General features: G+C 63.0%; 25 protein-coding genes, 1 tRNA gene and 1 pseudogene. 13 read left to right on the top strand and 14 right to left on the bottom strand.

Annotation, left to right across the window (positions count from 1 at the left end):
* Positions 1-134: 134 nt before the first annotated feature.
* Positions 135-1,352 (top strand): MFS transporter, encoded by a 1,218-nt coding sequence (locus HP556_RS04120; protein ID WP_175366019.1) that lies wholly within the window; start codon positions 135-137, stop codon positions 1,350-1,352.
* Between the two features lie 85 nt (positions 1,353-1,437).
* Here the strand turns inward: HP556_RS04120 and HP556_RS04115 are convergent.
* Positions 1,438-1,522, bottom strand: a tRNA-Leu gene (locus HP556_RS04115).
* Positions 1,523-1,699: 177 nt separating this feature from the next.
* Between HP556_RS04115 and HP556_RS04110 the strand changes: the two genes are divergently transcribed.
* The gene (locus tag HP556_RS04110) at positions 1,700-2,233 is read left to right on the top strand and encodes a disulfide bond formation protein B (RefSeq protein ID WP_175366018.1); all 534 of its coding nucleotides are present in this window, start codon (positions 1,700-1,702) and stop codon (positions 2,231-2,233) included.
* A 31-nt stretch (positions 2,234-2,264) separates the two neighbouring features.
* Here HP556_RS04110 and HP556_RS04105 read toward each other — a convergent pair whose 3' ends face one another.
* From HP556_RS04105 to HP556_RS04095, 3 genes are all read right to left on the bottom strand, one after another.
* Positions 2,265-4,466 (bottom strand): TonB-dependent siderophore receptor, encoded by a 2,202-nt coding sequence (locus HP556_RS04105; protein ID WP_175366017.1) that lies wholly within the window; start codon positions 4,464-4,466, stop codon positions 2,265-2,267.
* Between the two features lie 255 nt (positions 4,467-4,721).
* Entirely contained in the window at positions 4,722-5,786 is a 1,065-nt protein-coding gene (locus HP556_RS04100) for an AbrB family transcriptional regulator (RefSeq protein WP_175366016.1), read from the bottom strand.
* Between the two features lie 115 nt (positions 5,787-5,901).
* Complete coding sequence (locus HP556_RS04095) at positions 5,902-6,177, bottom strand: PsiF family protein (protein WP_089267649.1); 276 nt, start codon at positions 6,175-6,177, stop codon at positions 5,902-5,904.
* A gap of 195 nt (positions 6,178-6,372) precedes the next feature.
* Here HP556_RS04095 and HP556_RS04090 point away from each other — a divergent pair, with 195 nt between their 5' ends.
* The 5 genes from HP556_RS04090 to HP556_RS04070 all read left to right on the top strand — a co-directional run bounded on the left by HP556_RS04090 (position 6,373) and on the right by HP556_RS04070 (position 9,734).
* Complete coding sequence (locus HP556_RS04090) at positions 6,373-6,894, top strand: hypothetical protein (RefSeq protein WP_175366015.1); 522 nt, start codon at positions 6,373-6,375, stop codon at positions 6,892-6,894.
* Between the two features lie 78 nt (positions 6,895-6,972).
* Positions 6,973-7,356, top strand: coding sequence for a CidA/LrgA family protein (locus HP556_RS04085; protein ID WP_175366014.1), 384 nt, complete (start codon positions 6,973-6,975; stop codon positions 7,354-7,356).
* Positions 7,356-8,078 (top strand): LrgB family protein, encoded by a 723-nt coding sequence (locus HP556_RS04080; RefSeq protein WP_089267646.1) that lies wholly within the window; start codon positions 7,356-7,358, stop codon positions 8,076-8,078. Before HP556_RS04085 ends, HP556_RS04080 begins: the two co-directional genes overlap by 1 nt.
* A gap of 165 nt (positions 8,079-8,243) precedes the next feature.
* Positions 8,244-9,023, top strand: a complete 780-nt coding sequence (locus HP556_RS04075; protein WP_068729255.1) for a sulfite exporter TauE/SafE family protein — start codon at positions 8,244-8,246, stop codon at positions 9,021-9,023.
* Positions 9,024-9,056: 33 nt separating this feature from the next.
* Positions 9,057-9,734: a DsbA family protein gene (locus tag HP556_RS04070; protein WP_175366013.1), complete on the top strand. Its 678-nt coding sequence runs from the start codon at positions 9,057-9,059 to the stop codon at positions 9,732-9,734.
* 90 nt (positions 9,735-9,824) lie between these two features.
* On the opposite strand, the gene HP556_RS04065 is transcribed toward HP556_RS04070, so the two are convergent.
* A complete protein-coding gene (locus tag HP556_RS04065; protein WP_175366012.1) occupies positions 9,825-10,040 on the bottom strand; it encodes a hypothetical protein in 216 nt (71 codons plus the stop codon).
* A 134-nt stretch (positions 10,041-10,174) separates the two neighbouring features.
* Here HP556_RS04065 and HP556_RS04060 point away from each other — a divergent pair, with 134 nt between their 5' ends.
* On the top strand, positions 10,175-10,831 hold the full coding sequence (locus HP556_RS04060; protein WP_175366011.1) for a DNA-3-methyladenine glycosylase family protein: 657 nt from the start codon (positions 10,175-10,177) through the stop codon (positions 10,829-10,831).
* Between the two features lie 38 nt (positions 10,832-10,869).
* Here HP556_RS04060 and HP556_RS04055 read toward each other — a convergent pair whose 3' ends face one another.
* The gene (locus HP556_RS04055; protein ID WP_175366010.1) at positions 10,870-11,289 is read right to left on the bottom strand and encodes a winged helix-turn-helix transcriptional regulator; all 420 of its coding nucleotides are present in this window, start codon (positions 11,287-11,289) and stop codon (positions 10,870-10,872) included.
* Between the two features lie 74 nt (positions 11,290-11,363).
* Between HP556_RS04055 and HP556_RS04050 the strand changes: the two are divergent.
* Positions 11,364-12,155, top strand: a pseudogene (locus tag HP556_RS04050) (SDR family oxidoreductase).
* A 105-nt stretch (positions 12,156-12,260) separates the two neighbouring features.
* A complete protein-coding gene (locus HP556_RS04045) occupies positions 12,261-13,355 on the top strand; it encodes a DUF2855 family protein (RefSeq protein WP_175366009.1) in 1,095 nt (364 codons plus the stop codon).
* A 10-nt stretch (positions 13,356-13,365) separates the two neighbouring features.
* Here HP556_RS04045 and HP556_RS04040 read toward each other — a convergent pair whose 3' ends face one another.
* Positions 13,366-15,120, bottom strand: a complete 1,755-nt coding sequence (locus tag HP556_RS04040; RefSeq protein ID WP_175366008.1) for a chloride channel protein — start codon at positions 15,118-15,120, stop codon at positions 13,366-13,368.
* A gap of 221 nt (positions 15,121-15,341) precedes the next feature.
* On the opposite strand from HP556_RS04040, the gene HP556_RS04035 reads away from it, so the two are divergent.
* Positions 15,342-15,899 (top strand): HNH endonuclease, encoded by a 558-nt coding sequence (locus tag HP556_RS04035; protein WP_089267641.1) that lies wholly within the window; start codon positions 15,342-15,344, stop codon positions 15,897-15,899.
* A 24-nt stretch (positions 15,900-15,923) separates the two neighbouring features.
* Here HP556_RS04035 and HP556_RS04030 read toward each other — a convergent pair whose 3' ends face one another.
* From HP556_RS04030 to HP556_RS04015, 4 genes are read right to left on the bottom strand one after another with little or no spacing between them, the layout of a single operon-like run.
* Complete coding sequence (locus tag HP556_RS04030; protein WP_175366007.1) at positions 15,924-16,901, bottom strand: Bug family tripartite tricarboxylate transporter substrate binding protein; 978 nt, start codon at positions 16,899-16,901, stop codon at positions 15,924-15,926.
* 58 nt (positions 16,902-16,959) lie between these two features.
* On the bottom strand, positions 16,960-17,856 hold the full coding sequence (locus tag HP556_RS04025) for a polysaccharide deacetylase family protein (RefSeq protein ID WP_175366006.1): 897 nt from the start codon (positions 17,854-17,856) through the stop codon (positions 16,960-16,962).
* Between the two features lie 36 nt (positions 17,857-17,892).
* Positions 17,893-18,789 (bottom strand): fumarylacetoacetate hydrolase family protein, encoded by an 897-nt coding sequence (locus tag HP556_RS04020; protein ID WP_175366005.1) that lies wholly within the window; start codon positions 18,787-18,789, stop codon positions 17,893-17,895.
* On the bottom strand, positions 18,786-19,481 hold the full coding sequence (locus HP556_RS04015) for a GntR family transcriptional regulator (RefSeq protein ID WP_175366004.1): 696 nt from the start codon (positions 19,479-19,481) through the stop codon (positions 18,786-18,788). The genes HP556_RS04020 and HP556_RS04015 overlap by 4 nt, the downstream gene beginning before the upstream one ends.
* A 219-nt stretch (positions 19,482-19,700) precedes the next feature.
* Here HP556_RS04015 and HP556_RS04010 point away from each other — a divergent pair, with 219 nt between their 5' ends.
* Together HP556_RS04010 and HP556_RS04005 are read left to right on the top strand one after the other, a co-directional pair.
* Positions 19,701-20,777, top strand: coding sequence for a carboxylesterase family protein (locus HP556_RS04010; RefSeq protein ID WP_175366003.1), 1,077 nt, complete (start codon positions 19,701-19,703; stop codon positions 20,775-20,777).
* A gap of 101 nt (positions 20,778-20,878) precedes the next feature.
* Positions 20,879-21,850, top strand: coding sequence for a S1C family serine protease (locus tag HP556_RS04005; protein ID WP_120287257.1), 972 nt, complete (start codon positions 20,879-20,881; stop codon positions 21,848-21,850).
* An 86-nt stretch (positions 21,851-21,936) separates the two neighbouring features.
* Here the strand turns inward: HP556_RS04005 and HP556_RS04000 are convergent, their stop codons facing one another.
* The 3 genes from HP556_RS04000 to HP556_RS03990 form a co-directional block, all read right to left on the bottom strand.
* On the bottom strand, positions 21,937-22,899 hold the full coding sequence (locus HP556_RS04000; RefSeq protein ID WP_246297390.1) for a DUF1775 domain-containing protein: 963 nt from the start codon (positions 22,897-22,899) through the stop codon (positions 21,937-21,939).
* A gap of 44 nt (positions 22,900-22,943) precedes the next feature.
* On the bottom strand, positions 22,944-25,142 hold the full coding sequence (locus HP556_RS03995) for a TonB-dependent receptor family protein (protein WP_175366002.1): 2,199 nt from the start codon (positions 25,140-25,142) through the stop codon (positions 22,944-22,946).
* A 70-nt stretch (positions 25,143-25,212) separates the two neighbouring features.
* A complete protein-coding gene (locus tag HP556_RS03990) occupies positions 25,213-25,596 on the bottom strand; it encodes a DUF2946 family protein (protein ID WP_175366001.1) in 384 nt (127 codons plus the stop codon).
* Between the last annotated feature and the right edge of the window lie 66 nt (positions 25,597-25,662).

Below are 25,662 nucleotides of genomic sequence, written 5' to 3'. Positions count from 1 at the left end.
CAAGATCACTGTCATCGCGGCAACGAACAACTGTATGCGCTCGCAAAAACGTGAGCTGCGTTGGCCGTCGGCCTGTCGGCTCCGGCCCGTCCCGTGCGTCTTCCACTCTAAGACCGCTGAAGTGGAGACCAGGAATGACCAATTCTCACTATCGCTGGGTAATCGTCGCCGCGGGCGGCCTTCTGGGCTGCGTCGCGATCGGCGGCATGTTTTCGTTGCCGGTGTTCCTGCAGCCGATCGCGCGGGATACCGGCTGGTCGGTCACCGGTATATCCAGCGCCATGACAATTGGCTTCCTCGCGATGGCTGTCACCAGCATGATCTGGGGCACCTTGTCCGACCGATTGGGGCCACTCCCGGTGGTGTTGACCGGGTCGGTCGTCCTCGCGTCAAGCCTGGTGCTGGCGAGCCTCGCGACATCTCTGGTCGCATTTCAATTTGTCTTCGGGTTGATGGTCGGCGGCGCCACCGCCGCGATCTTTGCGCCGATGATGGCGACGGTCACCGGCTGGTTCGATACGCATCGCAGCCTGGCCGTCTCGCTGGTTTCGGCGGGGATGGGCATGGCGCCCATGACCATGTCGCCGCTGGCGGCCTGGCTCGTTTCGAACCACGATTGGCGCACCTCGATGCAGATCGTGGCCCTCGTCGTGGCCGCGATCATGATTCCAGTCTCGCTGCTGGTGCGCCGCGCGCCGGCGCTGGAGTGCGCGCCTTCCGCTCCATCCGCCGAGCCGGCGCGGGCAGAGATGTCGCGCGCGCAGGCGCTACGCTCGCCACAGTTCATCATCCTGCTGCTGACGAATTTCTTCTGCTGTGCCACGCATTCTGGGCCGATCATCCATACTGTGAGCTACGCGATCAGCTGCGGCATACCGCTTGTCGCTGCGGTCACGATTTATAGCGTCGAGGGTCTGGCAGGGATGGGCGGCCGTATCGCCTTCGGCCTGCTCGGCGACCGTTTTGGCGCCAAGCGTGTACTGGTCCTTGGCTTGCTCGCCCAGGCGTTCGGGGCGCTCGGTTTTGTCTTCGTGCGTGAGCTCGGCGGGTTCTACACCGTGGCGGCGGTCTTTGGCTTCATCTACGCCGGCACCATGCCGCTCTACGCCGTTCTCGCACGCGAAAACTTTCCGCTGCGGATGATGGGCACGGTGATCGGCGGAACGGCCATGGCCGGCAGCCTTGGCATGGCGACTGGACCTCTCGCCGGAGGTTTGATCTACGACGCGTTCGCCAGCTACGCTTGGCTCTATATCGGCTCCTGGATCATGGGGCTCGGCGCTTTCCTGATTGCAATGACATTCAGGCCGATGCCGGTGGCGAAAGCGGAGCCCGCACCTCTGCCGGCGTGAGGACAAATCCTCCAGTCGTCATTTGCGGGTGACGCGCTTTTCGGAAATATAGCCCGTCGTCAACGGATTATTGCTGATGAGCTGTTGGTGCCCCTGGCCGGAATCGAACCAGCACTCCTTGCGGAACTCGATTTTGAGTCGAGCGCGTCTACCAATTCCGCCACAGGGGCCTTCGGACGCCGGCCGGAGACCGGGGGCGCGAAGCGGGCGGAATATAGCGGGCGCTCCGGGCGGGTCAACCTGCGGTTTGGCCAGATTGGCCGCCGCGCACACTCCAGTGTGATCGGGGCTGCCTCGACAGGCTGGTGAGCCCGGGATAGGACGCAGCAGCCACTCCGGAGAGCACCGTGCCTGCCCAGACCGCACACACCTCCACGCCTGCGTCGTCGAACCCGGCGCTGGTCGCTGCATTGGCGGTCGGTCTGATTGCATTGGCGACGCTGGCGGGGGCCTGGTTCTTCCAGCTGGTGCTGGATATCCGGCCGTGCCCGCTCTGCCTCGAACAGCGCTATGCCTATTATCTCGCGATTCCGCTGGCGGTGCTGGTGGCGATTGCTGCCGCCAGGGACGCGCCGCGCGGCCTGGTTGTGACCGGCCTCGTTGTGCTGGCGCTGGCGGCGCTCGCCAATGCGGTGCTCGGCGGTTATCACACCGGCGTCGAATGGACATTCTGGCAGGGTCCAACGGACTGTTCGGGTCCGGTGGTCGATCTCGGCAAGGCCGGCAGCCTGCTGGAGCGCCTCGACACCGTGAAGGTGATTCGCTGCGACGAGGTGCAGTGGCGTTTCCTAGGCCTGTCGCTGGCCGGCTACAATGTGCTGATCTCGCTGGCGATGGCGGCGATCGCACTGTGGGGCGCCGGCAAGACCGCACGGCGCTGATCCGCCGCCGGTCCTGGCCGCTGAGGCACCGCTACCAGCGATAGCGCAGCGTGCCGATCACCGTGCGTCCCTGGCTCAAATAGCAGTAGCCGGAATTGCAGACTGCAACCTGCTCGTCGGCGACGTTGTTGGCGTTGATCGAGGCCTGATAGCCCGCAAACTTCGGTCCAAGCTTGGCGAAATCGTAACGCGCGGCCAGATCGAACAGCGTATAGCCGTTGTTGCGTGAGGTGTTGTCGTTCGACGTCCAGGTCGCGTCGATATAACGGACACCTGCACCGAGACCGAGGCCTTCAAGCGAACCGTTCAGGAAGGTGTAGTTCATCCAGCTCGATGCGGTGTGCTTCGGCGTCACTGCAGGGGTCTTGCCGAGCTCGGTCGCGATCGAGCTCCTGGTGATCTCCGCGTCGGAATAGGTGTAGGCCGTCACCGTTTCGAGTTCCGGCGTGAGTCGTGCGCGTGCCTCGAATTCGAAGCCCTGCACGCGGATTTCGCCGACCGAGGCATAATAGGCGATGCCGTTGACATAGCCGGCGAGCTTGGCGGCGTTCTTCTCCTTGAGGTCGTAGATCGACGCCGTGAGCAGCACGTCGGGCCGTGGCTGATACTTCACGCCGCCTTCGATTTGTTCGCCTTCGGATGGCGCCAGCACGATGCCGTCGAGGCCGAGTGAGGTCTCCGGCTGGAATGAGGTCGCATAGCTCACATAGGGCGCGATGCCGTTCTCGAAGTGATAGAGCAGGCCGGCGCTGTAGGAGAACGCGTTGTCGTTGCGCGCGCCTGTGACGGCGCCCGTATAGGAATTGATTTGCGTGCGATCGGTCCAGTCCTGACGGCCGCTGACCGACAGGTGCCAGTTGCCGAGTCGCATCTGGTCCTGCAGATAGACGCCGACCTGTTCCTGCGTCGAACGCGAACCGGACGTATAACCCGGGGTTGGCCCGGCAATGCCGTAGACAGGATTCAAGATGTTGAGCGCATAGCCGGGATTCACCGCGCCCAGGCCGAGCTTGAAGTCCCAGGTATTGTGATCGTAATTCACGCCGAACAGTGTGCGGTGGACGACCGGGCCGGTGGCGAAGTCGGCCTGCAGCGCATTGTCGGTTTGCCAGCTCGTCTGGTCATCGCCGACGGCTACGGCACCGCGGTCATAGACGGTCGATGTTGGCGTCGCGAAGCTGCCGCTGACATAGCGCGATTCCGCATGCAGCACACCGAACCGCGTGTGCTGACGGAATGTGAAGACGTCGTCGAAGCGGTGCTCGAGCTTGTAGCCGACCTGCGCCTGCTGCTGCCGCAGATAGTCGTATTTCGGATCGCTCGATCGCAGCTTGATGGTCGTGCCGTTGACGTTCACCAGCTGGCCGTCGCGATTGAGCATGGCGACGCTGGCGTCGGTTTCGTCCTTCTGCAAGATGGCATATGCGGTCAGCGTGGTGTCGATGGTCGGTCGCCAGGTGATCGATGGCGCCAGCATCAGCCGCTCGTCTGCGATATCGTAATTGGTCTCACCGGCGCGGCCGAGGCCCACCAGGCGGTACAGCAGCGACTTGTCGGAACTGGCACCGCCGATGTCGAACGCCGTTTGCATGCGGCCATAGGTGCCGCCTTCTAATGAAATCTCGTTGACCTGATTCTCGACCGGGAATTTCGATCGGCGATCGACGAGGCCGCCGGGGACGGACTGTCCATAGAGCACGGCAGCCGGGCCCTTGATCACCTCGACGCTGTTAAGCTGATAGGGTTCGGTCCGGAATGTGGTGAAGCCGGAGGGGAACTGCTTCAGTCCGTCGCGGAAGTCGCCGAGCGTCGTCGTCGAGAAGCCGCGGACATAGATCTGATCGAAACGCGGATCGTAGCCGAAGCCGCCGGTGGTGACGCCGGCTGTGTAACGAACCGCCTCCGGAATGCTGGTGACGCCGCGGTCATCGAGCTCCTTGCGGTCGATGACGCTCACCGAACGCGGCGTATCGATCAGCGGCGTATTCGTCTTCGACGCCGAACTGGCCTGACCTGCGACATAGCTGTTGTTGTCGGCGCTATAGATGCGCTCATTAACCGATGGCGCGGGTGAAATCTGCGGTGTCGTCGTGCGTGTGCGTCGCGTTGCGCGTGCCGATGTCTGTGATCTCGTTGCTGTCGTGCTGCGCGCGCGTTGCGGCTGTGGAGCATCCACCGTGACTGGCGGCAGGCTGGCCTGCGCGAATGCATCGCGCGGAAGATCCGTCGCCAATGCTATCACACTGACGGTGCAAAGCAGTGCAGTCTGCTTCGTCGATTTTCTTGTTCTCAATTTCATTTCAACGCCTCGATGATGCTGGTCACGCCAGCTTGATCGAGCGTCTAACTTGATTGGTTTCGTGGCGCACTACGATGCGCGGTAGAATACGTCTAGACCTTGCGACGCAAATGTCTGCAATCACTGCAAGGCGCTCATATTTGTTAGATCTATTCCATTGTTTCGATCGGTGTCTGCGACGACTGAAGATCAATCGTCGATATCGTCCTGCGCCTTGCCGAACAGATGCACGATTCCGGGCGTGACGATCGACACATAGATGAAGCGCGACAGATGATGCGCGCCGACGAACACCGGATCGATATGCAGCGTCAGCGCCAGTGCGAGCATGGCGTCCATGGCGCCGGGCGCGAAAGCGACGACGACATCGCTCAGTTTCACAGTCGTGGTCAGCGCGATGATCGTCACGAACACCGACGAGATGGCGATGGCGACCGCGAACGAGCCGAGCGCCGCCCAGACGTGGCTGAGAATAGTGCGCGGCGAGATCTTGCCGAAGCGCGAGCCGATCAGGCTGCCGATGCCGACGAGAGCCGTGATATAGGCCCATTGCGGCAGCGTGCCGTGGACCCAGCCGGTGCCGTGCAGGACCGACGAGGCCATCATCGCGCCGAACATCCAGCTCGCCGGAAATTTGATCCAGCGCATGAACAGCGAGACGGCGATGGCCGCGGCGGCGAGTTCGGCGAGCGCCAGCGGCGAGGCTTCCGGCCCGCGCGACGGCAGCGGGCCATGACCCATCAGGCCGGTGGCGGCGAGCAGCAGCGGGACCATGCCGGTCAGGATGATGACGCGAAAAATCTGCACGACGGCGATGCCCGGCACGTCGGCATTGCGCTCGGTGGCCAGCATGATGATCTGCGACAGCGCACCGGGGCTGCCAGCCAGCAGCGCCGAGGTGCGGTCCCAGCCATGAACGCGCTGCAGATAGATGCTGCTGCCGAAGGTGGCGCAGAAGGTGGCCAGCGCTAGCAGCGCGATAGTCACCGGATAGGCGCTGAGATTGTGCACCATTTCCGGCGACACCATCGAGCCGAGCGACAGGCCCAGTGTCATCAGAATGACATGGGCCATCGGCTGCGGCAGGCCGACCGGGCGGCCGAAGATGCCGTAAGCCGCGACCGCGATCATCGCGCCGGAGATCAGCCCGCCCGGCAATTCCGCCCAATAGAATAGCGCGCCGCCGGTCGTGCCGATGACGAGGGTCTCAAGGGTGGTGCGGATCTGCAGGGAGCTGGGAAGAGCGATGGCCATTTGCACGGAAAGCTGAAGGAGCCCGCTTTATGGCAAAGTCCGCACCTGTCGACAAATGCAGTGTGGTCTACCTGTCCCTCGCTTTCCGGGCGAGGGACAGGCGCATGACGAGAGTTTAGTTCGGTTTCGTGGTCTTCTTGCATTCAGAACGGAATTTACGGCGCTCGGTGCCATGCAGGCCCTTGGCATCGGCCTGTTTCGAACATTCGAGTGACGCTGCGGTGCGGGGTTTCTCGGCTGTCTTGTCCGCAGGCGCCATCTTCTCGGCGGGGGCCGCCTTGGCGGGCGCAGTCTTGGTGGCCGCCGGCGCAGGTGTCTGAGCGGTGGCCGCGCCGACCAGGAGGAAGGAGGCGACGGCAGCGGTAGCTAGGCTGGAAGCGAATCGGATCATGGCAGCACCTCGAATTGAACAGGGAGGACAGGGTGGGCGCGCCGGGCTGAACGGCAGGTGAATGAGTTCAAATATATCTGATGGTGCGATCACGATAATTTTTCGCGGGGAGCTGCGATGTCGTTGCCACATGCAGCGGTAGCGATAGGATGCCATCGTCTACTTTTACTTTGTGTAGCAAAGGGAGAGAACGCCATGACAATGCCTGTCAAATTCGCCTGCGCGATTGCAGTGTCCAGTTTTGCTTTGCTTGCTTTCAGTCCGGCCCATGCACTCACCGCGACTGAATGCAGTGCAAAATATCAGGCGGCCAAGACCGCCGGCACGCTGAACGGCCAGAAATGGAATGACTTCCGCAAAGCCGAATGCGGGACCGATGCCGCTGCGACGACGCCCGCCGCTGCGCCTGCTGCAACCGCGGCGCCGAAGGCTGCCGAAGCCAAGCCTGCTGAAGCCAAGCCCGCAGCGGCTCCCAAACCTGCTGCAGCCCCCAAGCCGGCAGCGACGACAGCTGCGGCTCCGGCAGGCCCTGCCACCTTCCCGTCGGCGGTCGATCCGAAATACGCCAAGGAGACGGCCGGCAAGGCGCGGATGCACACCTGCGTGGATCAGTACAATGCCAACAAGGCCGCCAATGCCAATGGCGGCATGAAGTGGATCGAAAAAGGCGGCGGCTACTACAGCGAATGCACCAAGAAGCTGAAGGGTGCCGCCTGATCGGATCAGCCGCGCGCTGGGGTTGATCGACATCACTTGCTTCGCGGGCGATAACGATCCGTCACCCGCGGAGTCCCCATGATTGCCAGTCTATCCCTGATCCTGCTGTGCCAGCTCGCTGGCGAGATCGCTGTGCGCGCTTTTGCATGGCCGGTGCCCGGCCCGGTGCTCGGCATGCTGTTGCTGCTCGTTCTGCTGTTGCTGCGTGATCGTGCCGCGCTATTTGCGCAGGGGCCGCTGCAGGGCGGCGGCGTGGAGAATGCCGCGAAGGGCCTGCTCGCGCATCTGTCGCTGATGTTCATTCCCGCCGGTGTCGGCGTGGTGCAGAAGCTCGATCTGCTGGCCGAACATGGCACGGCCATCGTCGGTGTTCTGGCGATCTCGGTCGTGATCACGTTGCTGGTGACGGTGGCGACGTTCCTCATCATCAGCCGGGTCATGACACGCGGGCGGAGCGCGTGATGACCGCCAATCCGTTCTCACTCTGGGTCTATCTCTCGCAGCAGCCTCTGCTCTGGCTGACCGTGACGCTGCTGGTCTATGCGACGGCGGATGCGCTGTCGCTGGCGACCGGCCGGCATCCGTTCGCCAATCCGGTGTTCCACTCGATGTGGATCATCGCCGTGTTCCTGCTGATGACCGGGACGTCCTACACGACCTATTTCAGCGGTGCGCAATTCGTGCACTTCCTGCTCGGTCCGGCGACCGTGGCGCTCGCGGTGCCACTCTATGAGAATCGCAAGGTCGTGGCGGCAGCGATCGTGCCGATGCTCGCTGCGCTGGTGGTCGGCTGTGCCACGGCAATCGTCTCGGTGGTGTTGCTGGCAAAGGCCTTCGGCCTGCCGCAAAATGTGGTGCTGTCGCTGGCGCCGAAATCGGTCACCGCCGGCGTCGCCATGGGCATCAGCGAGTCGCTCGGCGCTGACGCATCGCTGACCGCGGTGGCCGTGGTGCTGACCGGCATCATGGGGGCGATCATCGTCACGCCGATGATGAACCGCATGGGCATCAGCGACTATCGCGCCCGTGGCTTTGCCGTCGGATTGGCGTCGCATGGGATCGGCACCGCACGGGCCTTTCAGGTGGATGCCGTGGCCGGCGTCTTTGCTGGCATCGCCATGAGCCTGAATGCGCTGGTGACCTCCCTGTTGGTTCCGCTTGCCGTCACCCTGCTGGTGCGCTGATGCTCACGACAGCGTTTTCCCGGCAGGCGGATTTGTGATGCCGGCTGCATGGAGCCGGGCCGGAAAGGTCATTATGGTCACGCCGTTGCGCGCATGATCCGAACAAGTGGACACTGATTTTTTCGAAAGATCATGCTCAGATGAGAAGATGAGAATCAGCCGTTCATGATGACTGTGATGCAGGGGGCGCTCGGCCTGGCTTCGGGCGCACTGGTCGGCTTCTCGCTCGGCCTGGTCGGTGGCGGCGGCTCGATCCTCGCTGTGCCGCTGATGGTCTATGTTGTCGGCGTTCCCGAGCCCCATGTCGCGATCGGCACCAGCGCCATTGCGGTCGCCGCCAATGCGGCGGTCAATCTCGGCAATCATGCGCGTGGGGGCAATGTGCACTGGTCCTGCGCGCTGGTGTTTGCTGCTGCAGGAATCGCCGGTGCGCTCGGAGGCTCGATTCTCGGCAAGCAGGTGGACGGGCAGAATTTGCTGGCGCTGTTCGCGGTCCTGATGCTGGTGATCGCCGTGCTGATGCTGAAGACGCGCGCCCAAGTCGGCGAGCACCGCGTCGAGATCAGCATGTCGAACACGCCTTCGCTGCTTGCGCTGGGTCTTGTCACCGGCGCGCTGTCCGGCTTCTTCGGAATCGGTGGCGGCTTTCTGATCGTGCCGGCGCTGATGGCGGCCACGGGCATGTCGATCATGAGTGCGATCTCGTCATCGCTGGTGGCGGTCACCGCATTCGGTCTCACCACGGCATCGAGCTATGCCTGGTCCGGGCTGATCTCCTGGAAACTTGCGCTGGTGTTCATTCTGGGTGGTCTGCTCGGCGGACTGTTGGGAACCAGCCTGGCGCGGCATCTGTCGCTGCGGCGGGGCGCGTTGAATACCGTTTTTGCGTCTATCATTATCGTCGTGGCGCTCTATATGTTGGCCCGCAACATCTACATCACCTGAGCGCTGGCGCATGATGCGTCTTCGGAGAACATCATGACCGCCGCAATCCGCGAGACCTCGAAGACCGCCACGACGCGCCGCGCTGCGCTCGGGCTTTTCGGTGGCGCCATGCTGCTCGGCGCGTCCGGCAAGGTCCTCGCGGCATCTGGTGCCGCCAAGGACGAAGACGTCCTTAACGAAGCCGCGGTACTCCGCGATCCGGACATCCCGGCCGCCGGTAACCCGAAGGGCGACATCACCATCGTCGAATATTTCGACTACCAATGCCCCTATTGCCGCAAGATCGCCCCCGACCTGCACGCCCTGGTGAAGGAAGACGGCAAGGTTCGCCTGGTGTCGAAGGACTGGCCGATCCTCGGGCCGGTGTCCGTCTATGCGGCCCGTCTCGTGCTCGCTGCCAGATACCAGAACAAGTTCATCGAGGCGCAAGACGCCCTGATCAGCCTCGATACCAAACTGACGGAAGCGATCGCGCGTGACCGGCTCGCCAAGGCCGGTATCGATGTCGATCGCGCCGTCGCCGATCTGCAGAAAAATCAGGATGCGATCGTTGCCAAGCTGAAGCAGATCGATGAGCAGGCGACGGCTTTCGGCTTTAACGGCACGCCATCCTTTATCGTCGGCAAGTTCCGCATTCCCGGGCCGATCACCAAAGAACAATTCGTTCTCGCGATCGCCGATGCGCGTAAGGCCGCGGCTGCGAAGAAGTAAAAGTCGGCACGTTCAAGACAGAAAAATGCCCCCGCTCATCGGCGAGGGCATCTTTGATCGGCGTAACCAGTCTTCTCGTTGCTGATGTGCTTACGATTTCACCTGCGAGGTGAGCTTGGCCCAATCCTGCTTGGTGCGCGTCTTCAGTGCTTCCCACTCATTGGCAGCAACATCCCAGTTGACGATCGTCCGGCGCTCCTGCGCCGTCTGGCCGTTCGCCACTGACGAGCTCGACATCGAATCGTAGATGTAAACGCCGATGCCCAGGATCAGTGCACCCAGGATCATTCCAAAAAACGTCCGCATAGCGGTAGCCTCCATTGAACCCAAACAACGCGACGTCCGGGGCTTTGGTTCCCGGTTGCATGGTGCGCTATTGCCGCAGCGCATTCATTGGCAGCATTGATCTTGCGGTCACGCCGTGGTGATCCTTGGGGATCATGACCGTTCATCTTACCGATCAATCCGTGCTCGACGCCGCCGTTATGGAGCTGGTGAAGCTCGACCCGCGGCTGAAACCGATCCTGGCCATGGCCGGGATGCCGGCGCTGCGGCAACGTGCGCCGGGCTTCGAAGGGCTTGCGCAGATCGTCTGCGGGCAGCAGGTCTCGGTGGCATCGGCTTCGGCGATCTGGGGACGCGTCTCCGGCGCCTTCTCGCCATTCGATCATCACGCCATCCGCAAGGCGCGTACCGATCGCCTGGGCCGGCTTGGCCTGTCGGCGGCGAAGATCAAGACATTGAAGGCGCTGGCGCGCGAACTCGTCGAGGAGCGGTTGAATCTCGATGTGCTCGCCGAGGAAGACGCCGACGCTGCGCATAACACGCTGGTCGCATTGCACGGCATCGGACCATGGACGGCCGACGTCTATCTGCTGTTTTGTCTCGGCCATGGCGACGCATGGCCGGCGGGCGATGTCGCCATTCAGGAATCCATCAAGGTCGGGCTCGGTCTCAAGGAGCGTCCGACCGTGAAACAGATGGCGCCGCTGGCAGAACCATGGCGTCCGCTGCGCGGCGCCGCGGCGCATCTGTGGTGGGCTTACTATCACGCCATCAAGAAGCGCGAAGGCGTGATCGGCAAACCGGCGAAGTGAACACGTCGCGGGCCGCAGCATCGACTGCGCGGGCCAGGCTATTCCTCGGCAGGAGGCGAGGTGGATGTCCCCATGGCAGATACTGCGGCGTCGGACGCTGGCTTCCATGCGAACCATGTGAGCAGTGCGTCGAGCGAAGGGCAAAGAGACTCGCCCCAATCCGTTAGCGCATATTCAACCTTCGGAGGCACCTGCGCATGCACGACGCGTCGAACAATGCCGTCGGCCTCGAGCTGCCGCAATTGCTGCGCGAGCATCTTCTGCGAGGCCGCAGGGATTGCGCGTTCGAGTTCAGAGAAGCGCAAAATTCGGCCCCCGAACAGACGAAACAGGATTTCCAGCTTCCAGCGTCCGCCGATCATCTTCAGCGACTGCTCGATCCCGTCCGATGCGGTCGTTGCAGTCCACGGTTCCTTACCTGGAGGTAAGTCCCCCACTTTCTCGTGCGTTCTTGTCATTCGGCAAACATATCCGCATTTCCCTCGCAGACAATGCGCCGCGCTGTGCGGATGTGAAAACGAGGAACTGGACGATGACAAATCATCAGGCGAGCGGCGAACTTGCTGGCAAGCGGGCGCTCGTGACCGGTGGGACCAAAGGTATTGGTGCAGCCGTCGTCGCGTGCCTGCTGGCACAGGGTGCAGTGGTGCTCACGACAGCGCGCAACAGGCCGGCCGGCATGCCGGACCATGCCGGCTTCGTCGTTGCTGACGTTGCCACCGCCGACGGGTGCACGGCGCTCGCCGACGCGGTCCTGAAGCGCCTCGGTGGCATCGATATCATTGTCCACGTCGTTGGCGGGTCGTCCGCGTCTGCGGGCGGTTTCGCAAAGCTCGATGACGCCGCTTGGCAGCGCGCAATGGACCTGAATCTCTATGCTGCCGTCCGACTCGATCGCGCTCTGTTGCCGTCGATGCTGGAGCAGAAATCCGGCGTGATCATTCATGTCACTTCGATCCAGCGTGTGCTGCCGTTGCACGATGCCACGATGGCCTACGCGGCAGCGAAAGCGGCACTCGGAAACTACAGCAAGGCGCTATCAAAGGAAGTTAGCCCGAAAGGCATCCGCGTGGTGCGCGTCTCGCCGGGCTAGGTGGAAACCGAGGCCGCCGTCGGGCTGGTGCAGACGATCGCCGACGAGAACAGCACCGATTATGAGGGCGCGCAGAGAATGCTGATGGATTCGCTCGGCGGTATTCCGCTCGGACGCCCGGCCAGGCCGCACGAAGTCGGGGACCTCGTGGCATTTCTGGCATCGCCGCGCGCGGCATCAATCACTGGTGCAGAATTCGTGATCGACGGCGGCACGGTTCCCACGGTGTAGTCGAACAGCGTTTGAAACGGACGTTGTTTTAAACAACTCCGCTGTCGCAAAACAGACATTGGTGAAAGGAATGATCGCTGCAGGGAAACGCAGCGGAGTTCGATCATGAACGCGTATACGCAATTCAACATAGCCAAGAATAATTTTCAGAACACCGCGCTGGTGCAGATGTCGCTGCCGCGACTGGACGAGCTGTCCGATGATTGCCTTCCGGTCGAGGTCGAACGCTTCGCTTTCACCGCGAACAACGTCACTTATGCGATGCTGGGCGACGTCATGAAATACTGGCAGTTGTTCAAGGCGCCTGATGGTTTCGGCAATATTCCGGTCTGGGGTTTTGGCAGGGTGATCGCGTCGATGCACCCGCAGATCGCCGAAGGCGAGCGGCTGTTCGGCTATTTCCCGATGGCCTCGCATCTGGTGATCGAGGCCGCGGATGTCAGCAAGCGCGGCCTGCGCGACGGCGCGGCGCATCGGCAGGGCGTGGCCCCGGTCTACAATGCCTATGCGCGGGTGACGGATGACCCGGCCTTTGCCGGGCGCAATGGCGACTATCAGGCGCTGCTGCGGCCGCTCTTCATGCTCTCGTTCCTGGTCGATGATTTTCTCGCCGAGGAGGAATTCTTCGGTGCACGCACTGTCATTCTCTCCAGTGCCTCCAGCAAGACAGCCTTCGGTCTTGCGCATCTGCTGCACAGCAAGCGCAAGCCGGTTCGTGTGATCGGACTCACATCAACGGGCAACGCCGATTTCGTGCGGTCGCTCGGCTGCTACGACGATGTCGTGCTCTACGATCATATCGATACGCTGCCCGCCGATCAGCCGGTGGCCTTCGTCGATATGGCCGGGAATGCCGACCTGCGCGGCCGGCTGCATCGGCACCTCAAGGACAAACTCGTTTATAGCGGGCGCGTCGGGCTCACCCATCAGGATGCAGCGGTGGATGAAGAGCTTCCCGGCGCCAAGCCCTCATGGTTCTTCGCGCCGGACCAAATCCGCAAACGCGCCAAAGAATGGGGACCGGGCGGCATCGATACCCGCTTCAACGCGGCGTGGTCGGGCTTCTTGCCGCTGCTGGAACAGTCGCTCACGGTTGCCGAGAACCGTGGCCCTGTCGCCGTCGAGAATATCTATCGCGATACACTGGCCGGCCGGGTGCCGCCCGATCAGGGGCACATGCTGTCGCTCGCGGACGGCTAACGGCGGACCATCACATCTCGCCGAGGGCTTCGCGGCGGCGCTGCTCGGACTCTTCGGCATAGCGCCGTGTTGCGTGGGCTTCCGAGAGCGTGCCGAGCACGCGGTGGCTTTCGGCCTCGACCACCGCCAGCGATTCCGCTTCGGCGCCCTCGAATACCACCATGGCGTCGCGGATGTTCATGTCCGGATGCAGGACGACGTCGCGACAATGCAGCAGGCTGTCGAGCCGGAACGCTGCCACATCCGGCGAATGCGCTTCAGCGACGATGGCGAGGCCGACATAGCGGCCTTCGGGATCGACGGCGACGACTTGGGTCTTCGAGCCGAGCGGGAACTTCTCGCGGAATTCGTCGAGCGGCATGGTGGAGTCGACGGTCGGGACGTCCGGGCGCAGTAGACGCTTGACGGTGAGATCGCGGATCCAGCCCACGTCGGCGGCGCTGCGGATGGTCTCGCCGCGCAGATGCAGGCGCCACGTGGCGAAGGAGTAGCCGAACAGCTCGCGCGTCATCTGGGTGGAGATGATGACGGCGACCAGCACCGCGGTGGTGAGCCAGAGATTGCCGGTGGATTCGAGCGCGATGAACGACATGGTGAGCGGCCCGCCGATCACCGAGGCCGACAGCGCGCTCATGCCGATGATGGTGTAGACGGCGGGGTCGATGGTGAAGCCGATGCCGGTCGCGTTGAAGCCGACCGCGAACAGATGGCCGCCGAGCGCGCCGAGAAACAGCGTGGCAAAAAACAGACCGCCACGAAAACCGGTGCCGAGCGAGACGATCGAGGCGAGCGTTTTCAGCGCCATCACGAAGGCCACCAATGCGACCGGATAGGCCGTCATGCCGCCGAAATGCAGCGCGCCATGTCCGGATGCCATGACTTGCGGCGTCAGCAGCGCCATCAACCCGACCAGCAGCCCGCCCAGCGCCGGACGCAGCGGCGGCCACAGTTTGATTTTGGTGAGCAGCGCTTCGGTCCAGGCGACGACACGCATGATGCCGATGCCGAAGGTCGCGGCGAACACGCCGAGCAAGGCCGCCACTGCGAGATCATGACCGAGCACGTCGCCGAACCGGCCGGCAACGACGCCAAGCGACAGTGGATCGAAGGCATGGGCTACGAAATAGCCAATCACCGCGGCGATGCCGACCGGCATCAGACTCGCCGATGTGTAGCCGCCGATCACCAGTTCGAAGGCATAGAACGCGCCGGCCAGCGGCGCACCGAATGCGCCGGCGATCGCGGCCGCCGCACCGCAGCCGACCATCACGCGCTGGTCGCCGCGGCGCAGGTGGAAGGCGCGCCCGATGGAGGCACCGAGCCCGCTGGCGAGCTGGGTATAGCCGGCCTCGAGGCCGACCGAGGCCCCGACACCGCTGGACCACACGGTTTGCAGCGCGACGATGATGCTGCCGCGGAACGACATCCGCCCCCCATGGAGCGCGTTGGCCTCGATGGGGTCGACCTCGCGGGCCGGTCGCCAGCGCAAAAGCCACAGGAAGGCGACGCCCAGCAGGAGCCCGCCAAAGGTGGGAACCAGAATCGCGCGCACCGGATCGATCCAGAACTGGCTGGAGAGCCGCTGGCCCCATTCCAGATTGAACAACACCGCGTGAAGAACGCTGACCGCAGCGCTCATGGCGGCCACCACGAGACCGCCGATCACGCCGATCAGCGCTGCCAGAATCGCAAGGCTGGTTTCATGCGCACGGACAAAGGCGCGCAGCCGTTGCGGGGCCTCGAGATAGCGGGAGGATGGGACCATCGGGCAGCGTCCGGTATTTGCGGCCGCGAACCGGGCGCGCGCCACGGGGTTTAGCGGCAGGCGCTGCGACAGACCACCCGCAGTTCCCAGAAAAGCGACCCAACGCGGCGCTTTTGTGAGGGGATAAGGTCTGCCCTATGCCCTTCACAACCCTGTCACGCTGCCTGTAGTATGTGGAGACAGGTTGCTTCGCAGCCATATGTGGGGGTCAGGAGCGTTACTTGAACGCACATGTCTCGCAAGGCGGTTGGCCGGTTCTGGTCCTCAATGCGGACTTCCGGCCGCTGAGTTACTACCCACTGTCGCTGTGGTCGTGGCAAGACGCGATCAAGGCAGTGTTTCTCGACCGTGTGAATATCGTAGAGCACTACGATCACGCGGTGCGGAGTCCTTCGTTCGAATTTCAGCTGCCCAGCGTGGTGTCGCTGAAGTCGTTCGTGAAGCCGACGACGCATCCCGCCTTCACCCGGTTCAACGTTTTCCTGCGCGATCGCTTCTCCTGCCAGTATTGCGGCTCGCATGACGATCTGACCTTCGATCATATCATCCCACGCTCCAAGGGTGGCCAGACCACCTGGGAGAACGTTGTTGCGGCCTGCTCTCCTTGCAATCTCCGCAAGGGCAATATGACGACTCAGCAGGCGCGCATGTTCCCGCGCCAGACGGCGTTCGCGCCGACGGTGCACCAGTTGCATCGCAACGGCCGGCTGTTTCCGCCGAACTATCTGCACGGCAGCTGGCTGGACTATCTCTACTGGGATACGGAACTGGATCCGTAGGCGTCGGGCGCTACGCTAAGCCCGCTATTCCTGCTTCAGCTCGAGCTTGCGGATGATATCGCCCCATTTGGTGATCTCTCCGCGCACATAGTTCTGGGAGTCGGTCACCGAGCCGCCAACGGCCGCGAAGCCGATGCGGTCGAATTGTTCGCGAACACTTGCTTCTGCAAGCGTCTTGTTCACGTCGGCGTTGAGCTTGTCGATGACTGCCTGCGGCGTCTTGGCCGGCACCAGGAATGCCACCCAGGTTGCATCCTCGTCGTCACTCAGTCCGAGCTCGCGCGCGGTCGGGACATCCGGAAGCGATGGCATGCGCTCGCGGCTTGTCACGGCCAGTGCCTTGACCTGTTTGCCCTTCACCAGCTCCATCGCCGCGGGCAAGGCGACACTGGCCAGAGGCGTGTGACCGCCCATCACCGCGTTTAGCGCGGGACCTGCACCCGTGAACGGCGCATGTACGATGTTGGCCTTGGCGTTGAGCCTGAATATTTTTTCGGCCGACAGATGCGGCGTGGTGCCGACACCGGCGGTGCCATAGGTGAAGTTTTCCTTGGCGGCAGAGGCGATCACCTCGCGCAGGGTCGATGCTGTGAGACTAGGCGCGCCGACGATCAGATTGGGCGTGGTCGCCGCGACCACCACGGTCTTGAATTCGTCCGGCGAATAACCGGCCTTTGCCGACAGGCTCGGATTGACGGCGAATGCGCTTGTAGTCACCAGCACGGTATAGCCATTGGGTTCGGCCCTTGCAGCGGCGGCAGCCGCGATATTGCCACCGGCACCACCGCGATTCTCGATTACGACGGGTTCGCGCCACAGGTCGTTCAGTTTCTGTCCGACAATGCGCGCGATGATATCGGCTGGGCCGCCCGGCGCGAAAGCGACGAGCAGGCGCACCGGCTGCGCCGGGTAGGGCTGCTGGGCGACGGCGGGACCGATCGCCGTCAGCAGCGCTGCGGTGATGACGACCGCGCTGGATGCGCGCTTGAAGAAGTGCGTCATGATATTCCTCCTCGATGTTTTTTTCGGGAGGCTTTTGCGCCTCCTCAACGGGCGTGGTTCAGAACACCTCGTCCTTGAACCACCGGCCCTGCGCCAGCGCGTATTCGGCTATCTCCATACGCGTGCCGATCCAGACATCGTCGCGCTTGCGCGCCAGCTTGATCATGGCGTCGTAAACCCACGCGCCTGCGGGCCGACCGAACACATGGGTGTGCGCGGTGACATCGAGCATGAACGGTGCCGCGTCGGCCTGGTTTGCATTGTCGAGGATTGCGCGGAACTGATCGATCAGCGTCGCCGGCGCATTGCCGTAGCGGATGCTGTGCGGCAGATCGTTCACGTCCATCGTCAGCGGAATGCCGACGATGCGTTGTTCCGGCGCATCTTTCTGCGTGATGATCGAGGGCAGGTCGTCGTCATTGCAGTCGCCGAACCAGACATAGCCTTCCTCAGCGAGCAGCTTTGGCGAAATCAGGCTTCCGGTGCCACGTGGGCTGATCCATCCTTTCGGACGTTCGCCGGTGACGGCGGCGATGAGGTCACCGGTGCGGCGGATATTGGCGCGCTCACCGGCCTCGTCGAAATAGACCGGGATGACATCCATGCCATAGGAATGCGCCACGATCTCGTGACCAGCGGCATGAAGCTCCTTCAGCACTGTCGGGTGGGTTTCGGCCAGCACGCCGTTGACCATGATGCTGGTCTTCACATCGTTCGCGGCAGCGATGCGCGTGAGGCGCTGGATGCCGCGCACGGCGCCGTAGCTTGCCCAGGAATGTGCGTTGGTATCGAAAAAGCCGGGCTGCAACACGTTACCCATCGGCCCGATGCCCGGTGCCTTGCCGGGCGACCAGGCCTCATAGGCCAGGTTGAAGACGATGCCGATGCGTGCGCCATTCGGCCAGCGAAAGTCCGACGTCGCGCGCTGCACGCGGAATGTCCGGGATTCACTCATGTTGTTTTCCTTGTTATTGGCGAGTGCGTTGCCGTGTCAGGCCACGATGCTGTTGGACAGGATGCCGATGCCTTCGATCTCGGCCGTGACGCGATCCCCCTTGAGCAGGAAGCGCGGCGGCGTCATCGCATAGCCGACCCCGGACGGAGTTCCGGTGGCGATCACGTCTCCAGCCTCCAGCGTGAGACCGCGCGTCAGATGTTCGATGATGGCTGGAATATCGAAGATCATGCGGCTGGTGCGGCTGTCCTGACGTACCTCGCCATTGACCGTGCTGAAGATCCTGATGTCGGCAACATTCGGCAGCGCGGACGCATGGACCACAACCGGCCCGAACGGGCAGGAGCGATCGAGGCCCTTGCCTTTGAACCATTGGCCGTAACGGCGTTGCATGTCGCGGCCGGTGATATCGTTGATGATCGAATAGCCGAACACATGATCGAAGGCGTTCTGTGCGGAAATGCTGCTGCCCGGCTTGCCGATGATGACGGCGAGCTCGACTTCGTAATCGAGCTGTTCGGTGACATTGGCGTGCTGCGGAATCGTTTCACCTGAAGCGATCACGGCGGTCGGCGGTTTGGTGAAGAATTCCGGCACGCTTGGCAGCGGCGCGGGCGCCTTGCCCTGCGCGCGCATGCCTTCGTCGATATGATCCTTGTAATTGCGGCCGACGCAGAAAACGTTCTTCTTCGGCCGCGGAATCGGTGCCATCAGCGTCAGCGATGCCAGCGCAACAAGGTTCGCGGCGTTCGCGGTGGATGCGAGACCACGCACGATGGCGAGCCCCGCCTCGCCGGCTTCCGCGAGATCGCCGACATGGCGCGGCGCGGAGGCCTGGCCATCCGGCCACGCCTTCGTCAGATCGAGAACATTGTCGTCGATCAAGAGGCCCAGATGCGGTCCGTCTGCGGCTGCAAAAGTGAGGAAGATCATGGTGTGGTCTCATTCTGTCCGGGGAGGTCAAATTCTTTCAACGACGCCGCTGCCTGGTCGCGCAGCAAACGGACATGCCGTCGTGCGAGCATTTCCGCGCGGTCGGGATCGCGCTGCGCGATCGCGTCGATGATGTCGTGGTGCTCATGAAACGATTGCGAGCCGCGATTGAGACGCTCGATAAAGCGCAGTCCCGCCATTTTCAGATGGCCGAATGAGTCCCATGTTTTGCCGAGCAGGGCGTTGCCGCTCTCTTTGATCATCAGCGCATGAAAGGCGGTGTTGGCAGCGGCATATTCGGCGGGGCGTGCCAGCGCGCCGGCCTCATCGAAATCGGCGAACACGGCCTGCAGGCGGAGCGCGACATCATTCGCACCGTTGAGGGCCACTTCGCGCGCTGCCAGACCTTCCAGCATTTCTCGGATCGACAGCCATTCGAGATATTCCGGCAGTGATGTCGGCATCAGCCGTGCGCCGCGGCGCGGGCGAAACGTGATCAGCCCTTCCTGCTCGAGCCTGCGCATGGCCTCACGTACGGGCGTCCGGCTGACCCCGAGCTCTGCCGCAAGCTCCTCTTCGCGAAGTCGCAAGGGGGCCGTGAGGCCGGCCGCACGCACCCCCAGTCGAACTTTCAGGGCCGTATAGACTTCGTCTCTCAGATAGGGCCTGGCGGCGATCGGGCTAATGCTCATGAATTTTGTATATGTATACAAAATCGAGAAGTCTATGGTATTTCAATGTTGCATCGCAGCGATCTTGCCGAAAGTGAGTGACTTGGATGATCTGTAACTGGGGCTGACAGATCTTTCGCCGGGCGCGGTGATGGCCGCTTTGCCGTCGTATCAGTATGGTCTCTGGCTTCTCGCTCGGTCCTGGATTGATGGGGCCAAACGATCTGCCCGGAGCTTCCGATGAGCGACATAGTCGTCGACGATATCGTTGTTCTGCTGCCGCCCCTGCTGCAGTCGCTCGAGGCGCTGCAATTCGTTGCGCGCAATCTGCATCCGCCGACTTTCGGTGCCGTCATGGAAGCGGTGGGCGAGCCTGATCAGGCGCTCAAGGCGGTGCGCGCAGAGCTCAACGCATGGCCGGATGATTTTAGCGATCTGCGGGCACATCTCGATGCGGCGAGCGACGCGGCGCTGACAGCCTTTACCGGCTTGCGCGCGGCCCAGCAGCCCGGCGGCGATCTGCCGATGGTGTTTCGTGCATTGCGCCACGCCACGCGCGCGCAGGAATCGCTTTATGCCACGGTGGCGCGGCTGCCGCCTGTGAGTACGTTCTTTCTTCCGCCTGACATGCGCGAGAACACGGCACTGCTTGAACGACTGGCATTGCCTTCGGCAGAGAACACCGGCGTCATTCATGATGGCGAGCCCGGACGTCGCGGCGGTTTCTCGATGTATGTGCCGGAAACCTACACGCCGGATCGTGCCTGGCCGCTGGTGATGGCGCTGCATGGCGGCAGCGGCAACGGCCGGGCTTTCTTGTGGAGCTGGCTCGCCGATGCGCGCAGCTCTGGCGCGATACTCATCGCGCCGACGGCGATCGGCAGCACCTGGGCGCTGATGGGCGACGATGCCGATACGCCGAATCTTTCGCGCATTCTCGATCTGGTGCAGTCGCGCTGGCATATCGATCCCGCGCAATTGCTGCTGACCGGCATGAGCGATGGCGGCACCTTCTGCTATGTCAGCGGCCTCCGCGCCGAGTCGCCCTTCACCCATCTGGCGCCGGTGGCCTCCACCTTCCATCCACTGATGGCGCAGTTTGCCGATGCAGATCGCCTGCGCGGCCTGCCGATCCATCTCGTCCATGGCCGTCTCGACTGGATGTTTCCGGTGCAGACCGCGCGCGAGGCACAGCAGGCGCTCACGATCGCCGGTGCCGATGTCACCTATCGCGAGATCGACGATCTCAGCCACTGCTATCCGCGCGAGGTCAATGCGGTGCTGCTGACGTGGCTCGCACAACGTCCCGGTGCGTAACCAAACGCCGCGGGGCCGCTAAGTTCACAGGCTGGACTTCCACGTCCGCGATCGGTTCTTATATGGCGGGGGCCACCCATTCCGGACAAAGGAGATTTTGCATGCCTTCACTGACCGAGTGGAAAGTGCCCCCGGGCGTGCAGCCGCGTGCTGAGGATTACGGATTCGACCTCGAACAGGCGTTGGAGGCGGTGGTTGGGCTGCATTGCATCATCCCGGAAGATGCTTTTACGGCAGATACGCTCGGCACCGAGCGCGCCGGCAATGGCGTGCTGATCGGTGACGGTCTCATTCTCACCATCGGCTATCTCATCACTGAGGCCGAAACGATCTGGGTACATCTCGGCGACGGTCGCGTGGTGCAGGGCACGGCGCTAGGCGTCGATCAGGAAAGCGGTTTCGGACTCGTGCAGGCGCTCGGCGAGATCGACATCGCGCCGCTGCCGCTCGGAGAGTCGGCGAGCGCGAAGATCGGCGATCGCGTGGTGGTCGGCGGCGTCGGCGGACGCACGCGGTCCGTGGCCGGGAAGATCGCCGCGACACAGGAATTCGCCGGCTATTGGGAATACCTGCTCGACGACGCGATTTTCACCCATCCGGCGCATCCGAACTGGGGCGGTGCCGCCCTGATCAACGCCAAAGGCGAGTTGATCGGCATCGGCTCGCTGCAGATCGAGCGCGAGCACGGTGGCAAGAACGAACATCTCAACATGGTCGTGCCGATCGACTTGCTGAAGCCGGTCCTCGACGATCTCAAGACCTATGGTCGTGCCAACAAGCCGCCGCGGCCGTGGCTCGGGCTGTATGCCGCCGAGGTCGAGGACAAGGTCGTCGTTGTCGGGATCGCCAGGAAGGGCCCGGCGGCCCGGGCCGAGCTCAAGACCGGCGACGTGATTCTTGCCGTAAACGGTGAGGAGGTATCCGATTCCGTCGAATTCTATCGCGCGCTCTGGGCGCTAGGTCCGGCCGGTGTCGACGTGCCGCTGACGCTCTATCGCGGTGGCGATACATTCGATGTCGAGTTGGTATCGACGGACCGCTCCAAGATGCTGAAAGCTCCCCGGCTGCACTAACGCCACGATACACCCGATACAATCGCGGCCTGGTCGTAGGCATCATGCGCACCGCAACATGTGCGGTGCGCAGTATCTCGACGTGATCAGTGCGCGTGTCCGCCGCCGGCTGGTGCCGACGCGCCGACGGCGTTGACGTCGAGTTCGATGTCCACCTTGCCAGCCTTCTCGAACTGCAGCTGCGCCTTCACCTTGTCGCCCTTGGCGAACGGCTTGGCGAGATCCATCAGCATCAGGTGATAGCCGCCGGGCTCGAGCTTCACGGTGGCGCCGGGCTTGATCTCGAGCCCCTCATTGAGCGGACGCATCTTCATCACGCCATCGGTCACGCTCATCTCATGCACTTCGATGCGGCTGCCGCCGGTGAATGTGCCACCGAGCAGCTTGTCGCTGGTCTTGCCGTTGTTGGTGATGGTGAGATAGCCACCAGCCACCTTGGCCGCGGGCGGTGTGGCCCGCGTCCAGGGCGTCATGATCATCAGGTCGCCCGCATGGACCATGCCGGCCATCTGCGCCATTGCATCATGTGGTGATGCCGCGGCAAGGCGTATGGCTGGCGCCGGTGATTTCAGGCTGTGCGGATCCTGCCCCGCGGCCGGGATCTGCGCCCAGTCTTCCGAGCCCTGCTCGCAGCTCTGCAGCGTCGGCAGATACAGCGGTGCATCGGCCTTCAATGCGGCGGGCAGATAGGCCGAGAACACGAACTCGTCATAGAAGTCGTTGTCGAGCTTCCCGGTCCAGGTGATTTCCTTGACGCCTTCCGACGCTTTCATGCCGTGCATGAAATCGTAGGACTGCGCATAGGCGCCTTTCTTCACGGCGATGGTCCAGCCCGGCTTCGGCATCGGCTTCACTGCGATCATCCCTTCCGGAATCTGCACGGTGATCTTCGTCGTTGGCGAGGCACCGCAGCCATGCGGCACGGCGAGCACTGCGCGATAGGAGCCGCCGACCGTAGCCGGACCGCTCTGCACGAAGACATGGGCATAAGAAGGCGATGCCACTGCGCCCAGCGCAGTGAGAAGCAACAGCATGGAGCGGTTGGTCATGGAACGTCCTTTCGTGGATTGAAGCATAGCGGAATTCGTCATCTTCACCACCTCGCCTTGACGCCGGCATAGATGGCGCGGCCAGTGCCGGGTTCGAACAGCGGCGATGTCGCCGTGGCCTGATTGAGAATGCTGGCGGAGGCGATGTAACGGGTATCGAGCACGTTGCGTGCTTCGATATAGCCCGAATATGTGCCGCCATTGTCGACGCCGGCTTTCAGGCCGAGCAGCGCATAGGGTTCGGTCTTCAGCGTATTGGCGCTGTCGACATAGTAAGCTTCCGGCACCCATTCGAGATTGGGGCCGAGATAGAAGCCGTTGGCATGCTTGTAGAGCAATTCCGCGCGCAGATAGTGCCGCGGCGCGCCCGGCAGCAGGTTGTTGCCGAAAGTCGCGTCATTGTCGAACCGGAAGTCGTTGAACGTATAGGCCATGTTGAGCCAGAGCTTGTCCGGCTGCGGACCCGCGTCGAACATGCCCTTGAAGACAGCGATGCCGAGGCCTGCCTCGATGCCCTGATGGATGGTGCGATCCGCATTGGTGACGTTGCAGTTGCCGAAGGCGCTGTAAATGCACTGCAATTCGTCGGTGATGTTGGCGCGATAACCCGTCAATTCCCATGTCAGGTCTGGCCGCCGTCCGCGGGTGCCAATTTCATAGGTGGTCGCACGCTGTGGCCGGATGCTGGTGAAGGGAATCGTCGGGATGCCCGGGCCGTTCGAACTCTCGCCGAAGCTCGGCACTTCGGCACTGCGCGAGATATTCGCGTAAGCCTGCCAGGTCGGATCGATATTCCAGAGCAATCCGCCTTTCGGACTCCACAGGTTGAATTCGGTGGCGCCCGATTGGTCGCCATCGTTCAGGAAACGGTCCTGACGGTTGCGCGTGGCATAGAGGAATTGCGTGCCGCCAATCAATGCGACGGTGGGCAGCACATAGAGCGAGTTCTCGACATAGACCGACGTGTTCTTCGAGCGGTCGATCGAGGACGACGCCAGCGCGCCCTTCTGGCCCGCGACATTGACATACTGGTTGTTGTCGATCCGGCCGTTGATGACATTCACGCCCGCGACGAACACGTTGCGATAGCCGCCGATATTGCGGTCGTCGGTCACTTTCGCGAAGCCACCATAGTCTTGATAGCTGTAGTCCAGATACTGGAAGATCGGATGCATCAGGTGCCGGTCGAAGCCGAAGACGCCGAAGTCGATGGTGGTATTGTCGAGCCGGATGGTGGTCTTGTTGGCGAGGCGCACGGTGTCGATGTTGCGCTGCTGGTCGCCGGTGAGATTGCCTGCTGCTGCCGTCTCCGGAGAATTCAGCGCTGACGCCTTGCTCACCGAGCCGGGAATGCGCTGACGTACGCTGTTGGCGTTGAGATAGAAGCGGGTCTCGAAATCCGGTGAGAACTGGTAGCCGACATTGCCGCTGACCCGCGTGGCCTCGCCATTGCTGTGATCGCGGAAGCCATCGGCGGACTGCGTCGAGGCCGTGATGAAACCGTCCCACGGACCATTGGCACCGCCGGTGTTCGCTTGCAGGCGGCGGAAGCCGAAAGCGCCCATGTCGACCGACGCGCCGTTCGGAAAAGGATCGCGGCCGGTGGGCGTTACGAAATTGATCGCGCCGCCGAGCGAATTGGCACCGAAGCGCAATGCGTTGCCGCCCTTGAACACCTCGACATATTTATAGGCGGTCGGGTCGATCTCCTGGAAATCGCCATAGCCGTCGGCGGTGTTGATCGGGATGCCGTCCATATAGAGCTGCACGCCGCGCAGATGGAAATTGCGCGACAGACTCGATCCGCGGATCGACAGGCGGGTGTCGTCGCCCCATTTCGGCTGCGCGAACACGCCCGGCACATAATCGAGGATGTCCTTGATGGTGTTCGACGGCGTCGATGTTCGCCACGCATCCGCCGTTACCAGCGCGACGCCGCCGGGCGTCTGCTGGATCTCGCGGAGTGCCTGCTGCGCGGTGAGCACCGTAAGGGCCCCTGGGACGGTCGGGGCCTGCGCGCCGACAGATGCTGGCGGTGCCGCAGGGGTGCTGCGGACCGTACGGGCGTTTGGCGCCGCGTTGCGTGGCTTGCGCGTGGCTGCAGCGCGCTGCTGCGCGGGTGCATCGACGGTAACCGCCGGAAGCGATGTTGAAAGGGCCGATTGGGCCGACACCGCGCCTGGAATGAGCGCGGCCGCGGATGCGAGCAGGACGCTGCGCAGCCGCATGGAAACGGATAGCATGGGGAAAACTCCACCGGGATTGAACTGAGCAACGCGCGCGCTGATGCGCGGCGTCTGACGGCGTGGAACGTCAGCTCAGGCGCGGCGGCGCGCGGGCCCGGTGGTCGGAGGTTGCGGCGGTCGCGACGATGCGATCGTCGAGGGCGGCAACGGGAGCGATCGCGATGGCGATGCGCGAGACGAGGAAAGTCGCGGAGGCAGGCGGAGCGCCCGGCGCATGGGTGCCGACGCAAATCGGGCAATGCACCGCCGGAGCGCCTGACGTCTTGCCGGCGTCGTCAGGGGATGCGGCAAGGTCAGGATGGGTGAGGCAGAGCTCGAAGCCTGCGGCCTGCGCGGTCGGCGAGATCGCGGCGAGCAACAGGCTCGACAGCACGACATTGAGCACAAGCGCATAGGCAGCGGCCAAAGATGCCACGGCCCCAAACCAGCGTTTGCGCGGAACATGTGTCACGGGAACGATCCTCGCCTCCCGATTAACACGGGGGCGGAACCTGTCAAAGCCGTTCGTGGAGCGAAG

It is taken from the genome of Tardiphaga robiniae (assembly GCF_013359755.1).
In the GTDB taxonomy this organism is placed as follows: domain Bacteria; phylum Pseudomonadota; class Alphaproteobacteria; order Rhizobiales; family Xanthobacteraceae; genus Tardiphaga; species Tardiphaga robiniae.
This window is presented reverse-complemented; position numbering and strand designations above follow the sequence as displayed.

Bases quoted from the DNA above. Each gene is read 5' to 3' on its own strand.
- HP556_RS04120 (WP_175366019.1), top strand. From the start codon at position 135: ATGACCAATTCTCACTATCGCTGGGTAATCGTCGCCGCGGGCGGCCTT.
- HP556_RS04100 (WP_175366016.1), bottom strand. From the start codon at position 5,786: ATGGCCATCGCTCTTCCCAGCTCCCTGCAGATCCGCACCACCCTTGAG.
- HP556_RS04095 (WP_089267649.1), bottom strand. From the start codon at position 6,177: ATGATCCGATTCGCTTCCAGCCTAGCTACCGCTGCCGTCGCCTCCTTC.
- HP556_RS04090 (WP_175366015.1), top strand. From the start codon at position 6,373: ATGACAATGCCTGTCAAATTCGCCTGCGCGATTGCAGTGTCCAGTTTT.
- HP556_RS04085 (WP_175366014.1), top strand. From the start codon at position 6,973: ATGATTGCCAGTCTATCCCTGATCCTGCTGTGCCAGCTCGCTGGCGAG.
- HP556_RS04080 (WP_089267646.1), top strand. From the start codon at position 7,356: ATGACCGCCAATCCGTTCTCACTCTGGGTCTATCTCTCGCAGCAGCCT.
- HP556_RS04075 (WP_068729255.1), top strand. From the start codon at position 8,244: ATGATGACTGTGATGCAGGGGGCGCTCGGCCTGGCTTCGGGCGCACTG.
- HP556_RS04070 (WP_175366013.1), top strand. From the start codon at position 9,057: ATGACCGCCGCAATCCGCGAGACCTCGAAGACCGCCACGACGCGCCGC.
- HP556_RS04065 (WP_175366012.1), bottom strand. From the start codon at position 10,040: ATGCGGACGTTTTTTGGAATGATCCTGGGTGCACTGATCCTGGGCATC.
- HP556_RS04060 (WP_175366011.1), top strand. From the start codon at position 10,175: ATGACCGTTCATCTTACCGATCAATCCGTGCTCGACGCCGCCGTTATG.
- HP556_RS04055 (WP_175366010.1), bottom strand. From the start codon at position 11,289: ATGACAAGAACGCACGAGAAAGTGGGGGACTTACCTCCAGGTAAGGAA.
- HP556_RS04045 (WP_175366009.1), top strand. From the start codon at position 12,261: ATGAACGCGTATACGCAATTCAACATAGCCAAGAATAATTTTCAGAAC.
- HP556_RS04040 (WP_175366008.1), bottom strand. From the start codon at position 15,120: ATGGTCCCATCCTCCCGCTATCTCGAGGCCCCGCAACGGCTGCGCGCC.
- HP556_RS04030 (WP_175366007.1), bottom strand. From the start codon at position 16,901: ATGACGCACTTCTTCAAGCGCGCATCCAGCGCGGTCGTCATCACCGCA.
- HP556_RS04025 (WP_175366006.1), bottom strand. From the start codon at position 17,856: ATGAGTGAATCCCGGACATTCCGCGTGCAGCGCGCGACGTCGGACTTT.
- HP556_RS04020 (WP_175366005.1), bottom strand. From the start codon at position 18,789: ATGATCTTCCTCACTTTTGCAGCCGCAGACGGACCGCATCTGGGCCTC.
- HP556_RS04015 (WP_175366004.1), bottom strand. From the start codon at position 19,481: ATGAGCATTAGCCCGATCGCCGCCAGGCCCTATCTGAGAGACGAAGTC.
- HP556_RS04010 (WP_175366003.1), top strand. From the start codon at position 19,701: ATGAGCGACATAGTCGTCGACGATATCGTTGTTCTGCTGCCGCCCCTG.
- HP556_RS04005 (WP_120287257.1), top strand. From the start codon at position 20,879: ATGCCTTCACTGACCGAGTGGAAAGTGCCCCCGGGCGTGCAGCCGCGT.
- HP556_RS04000 (WP_246297390.1), bottom strand. From the start codon at position 22,899: ATGACCAACCGCTCCATGCTGTTGCTTCTCACTGCGCTGGGCGCAGTG.
- HP556_RS03995 (WP_175366002.1), bottom strand. From the start codon at position 25,142: ATGCTATCCGTTTCCATGCGGCTGCGCAGCGTCCTGCTCGCATCCGCG.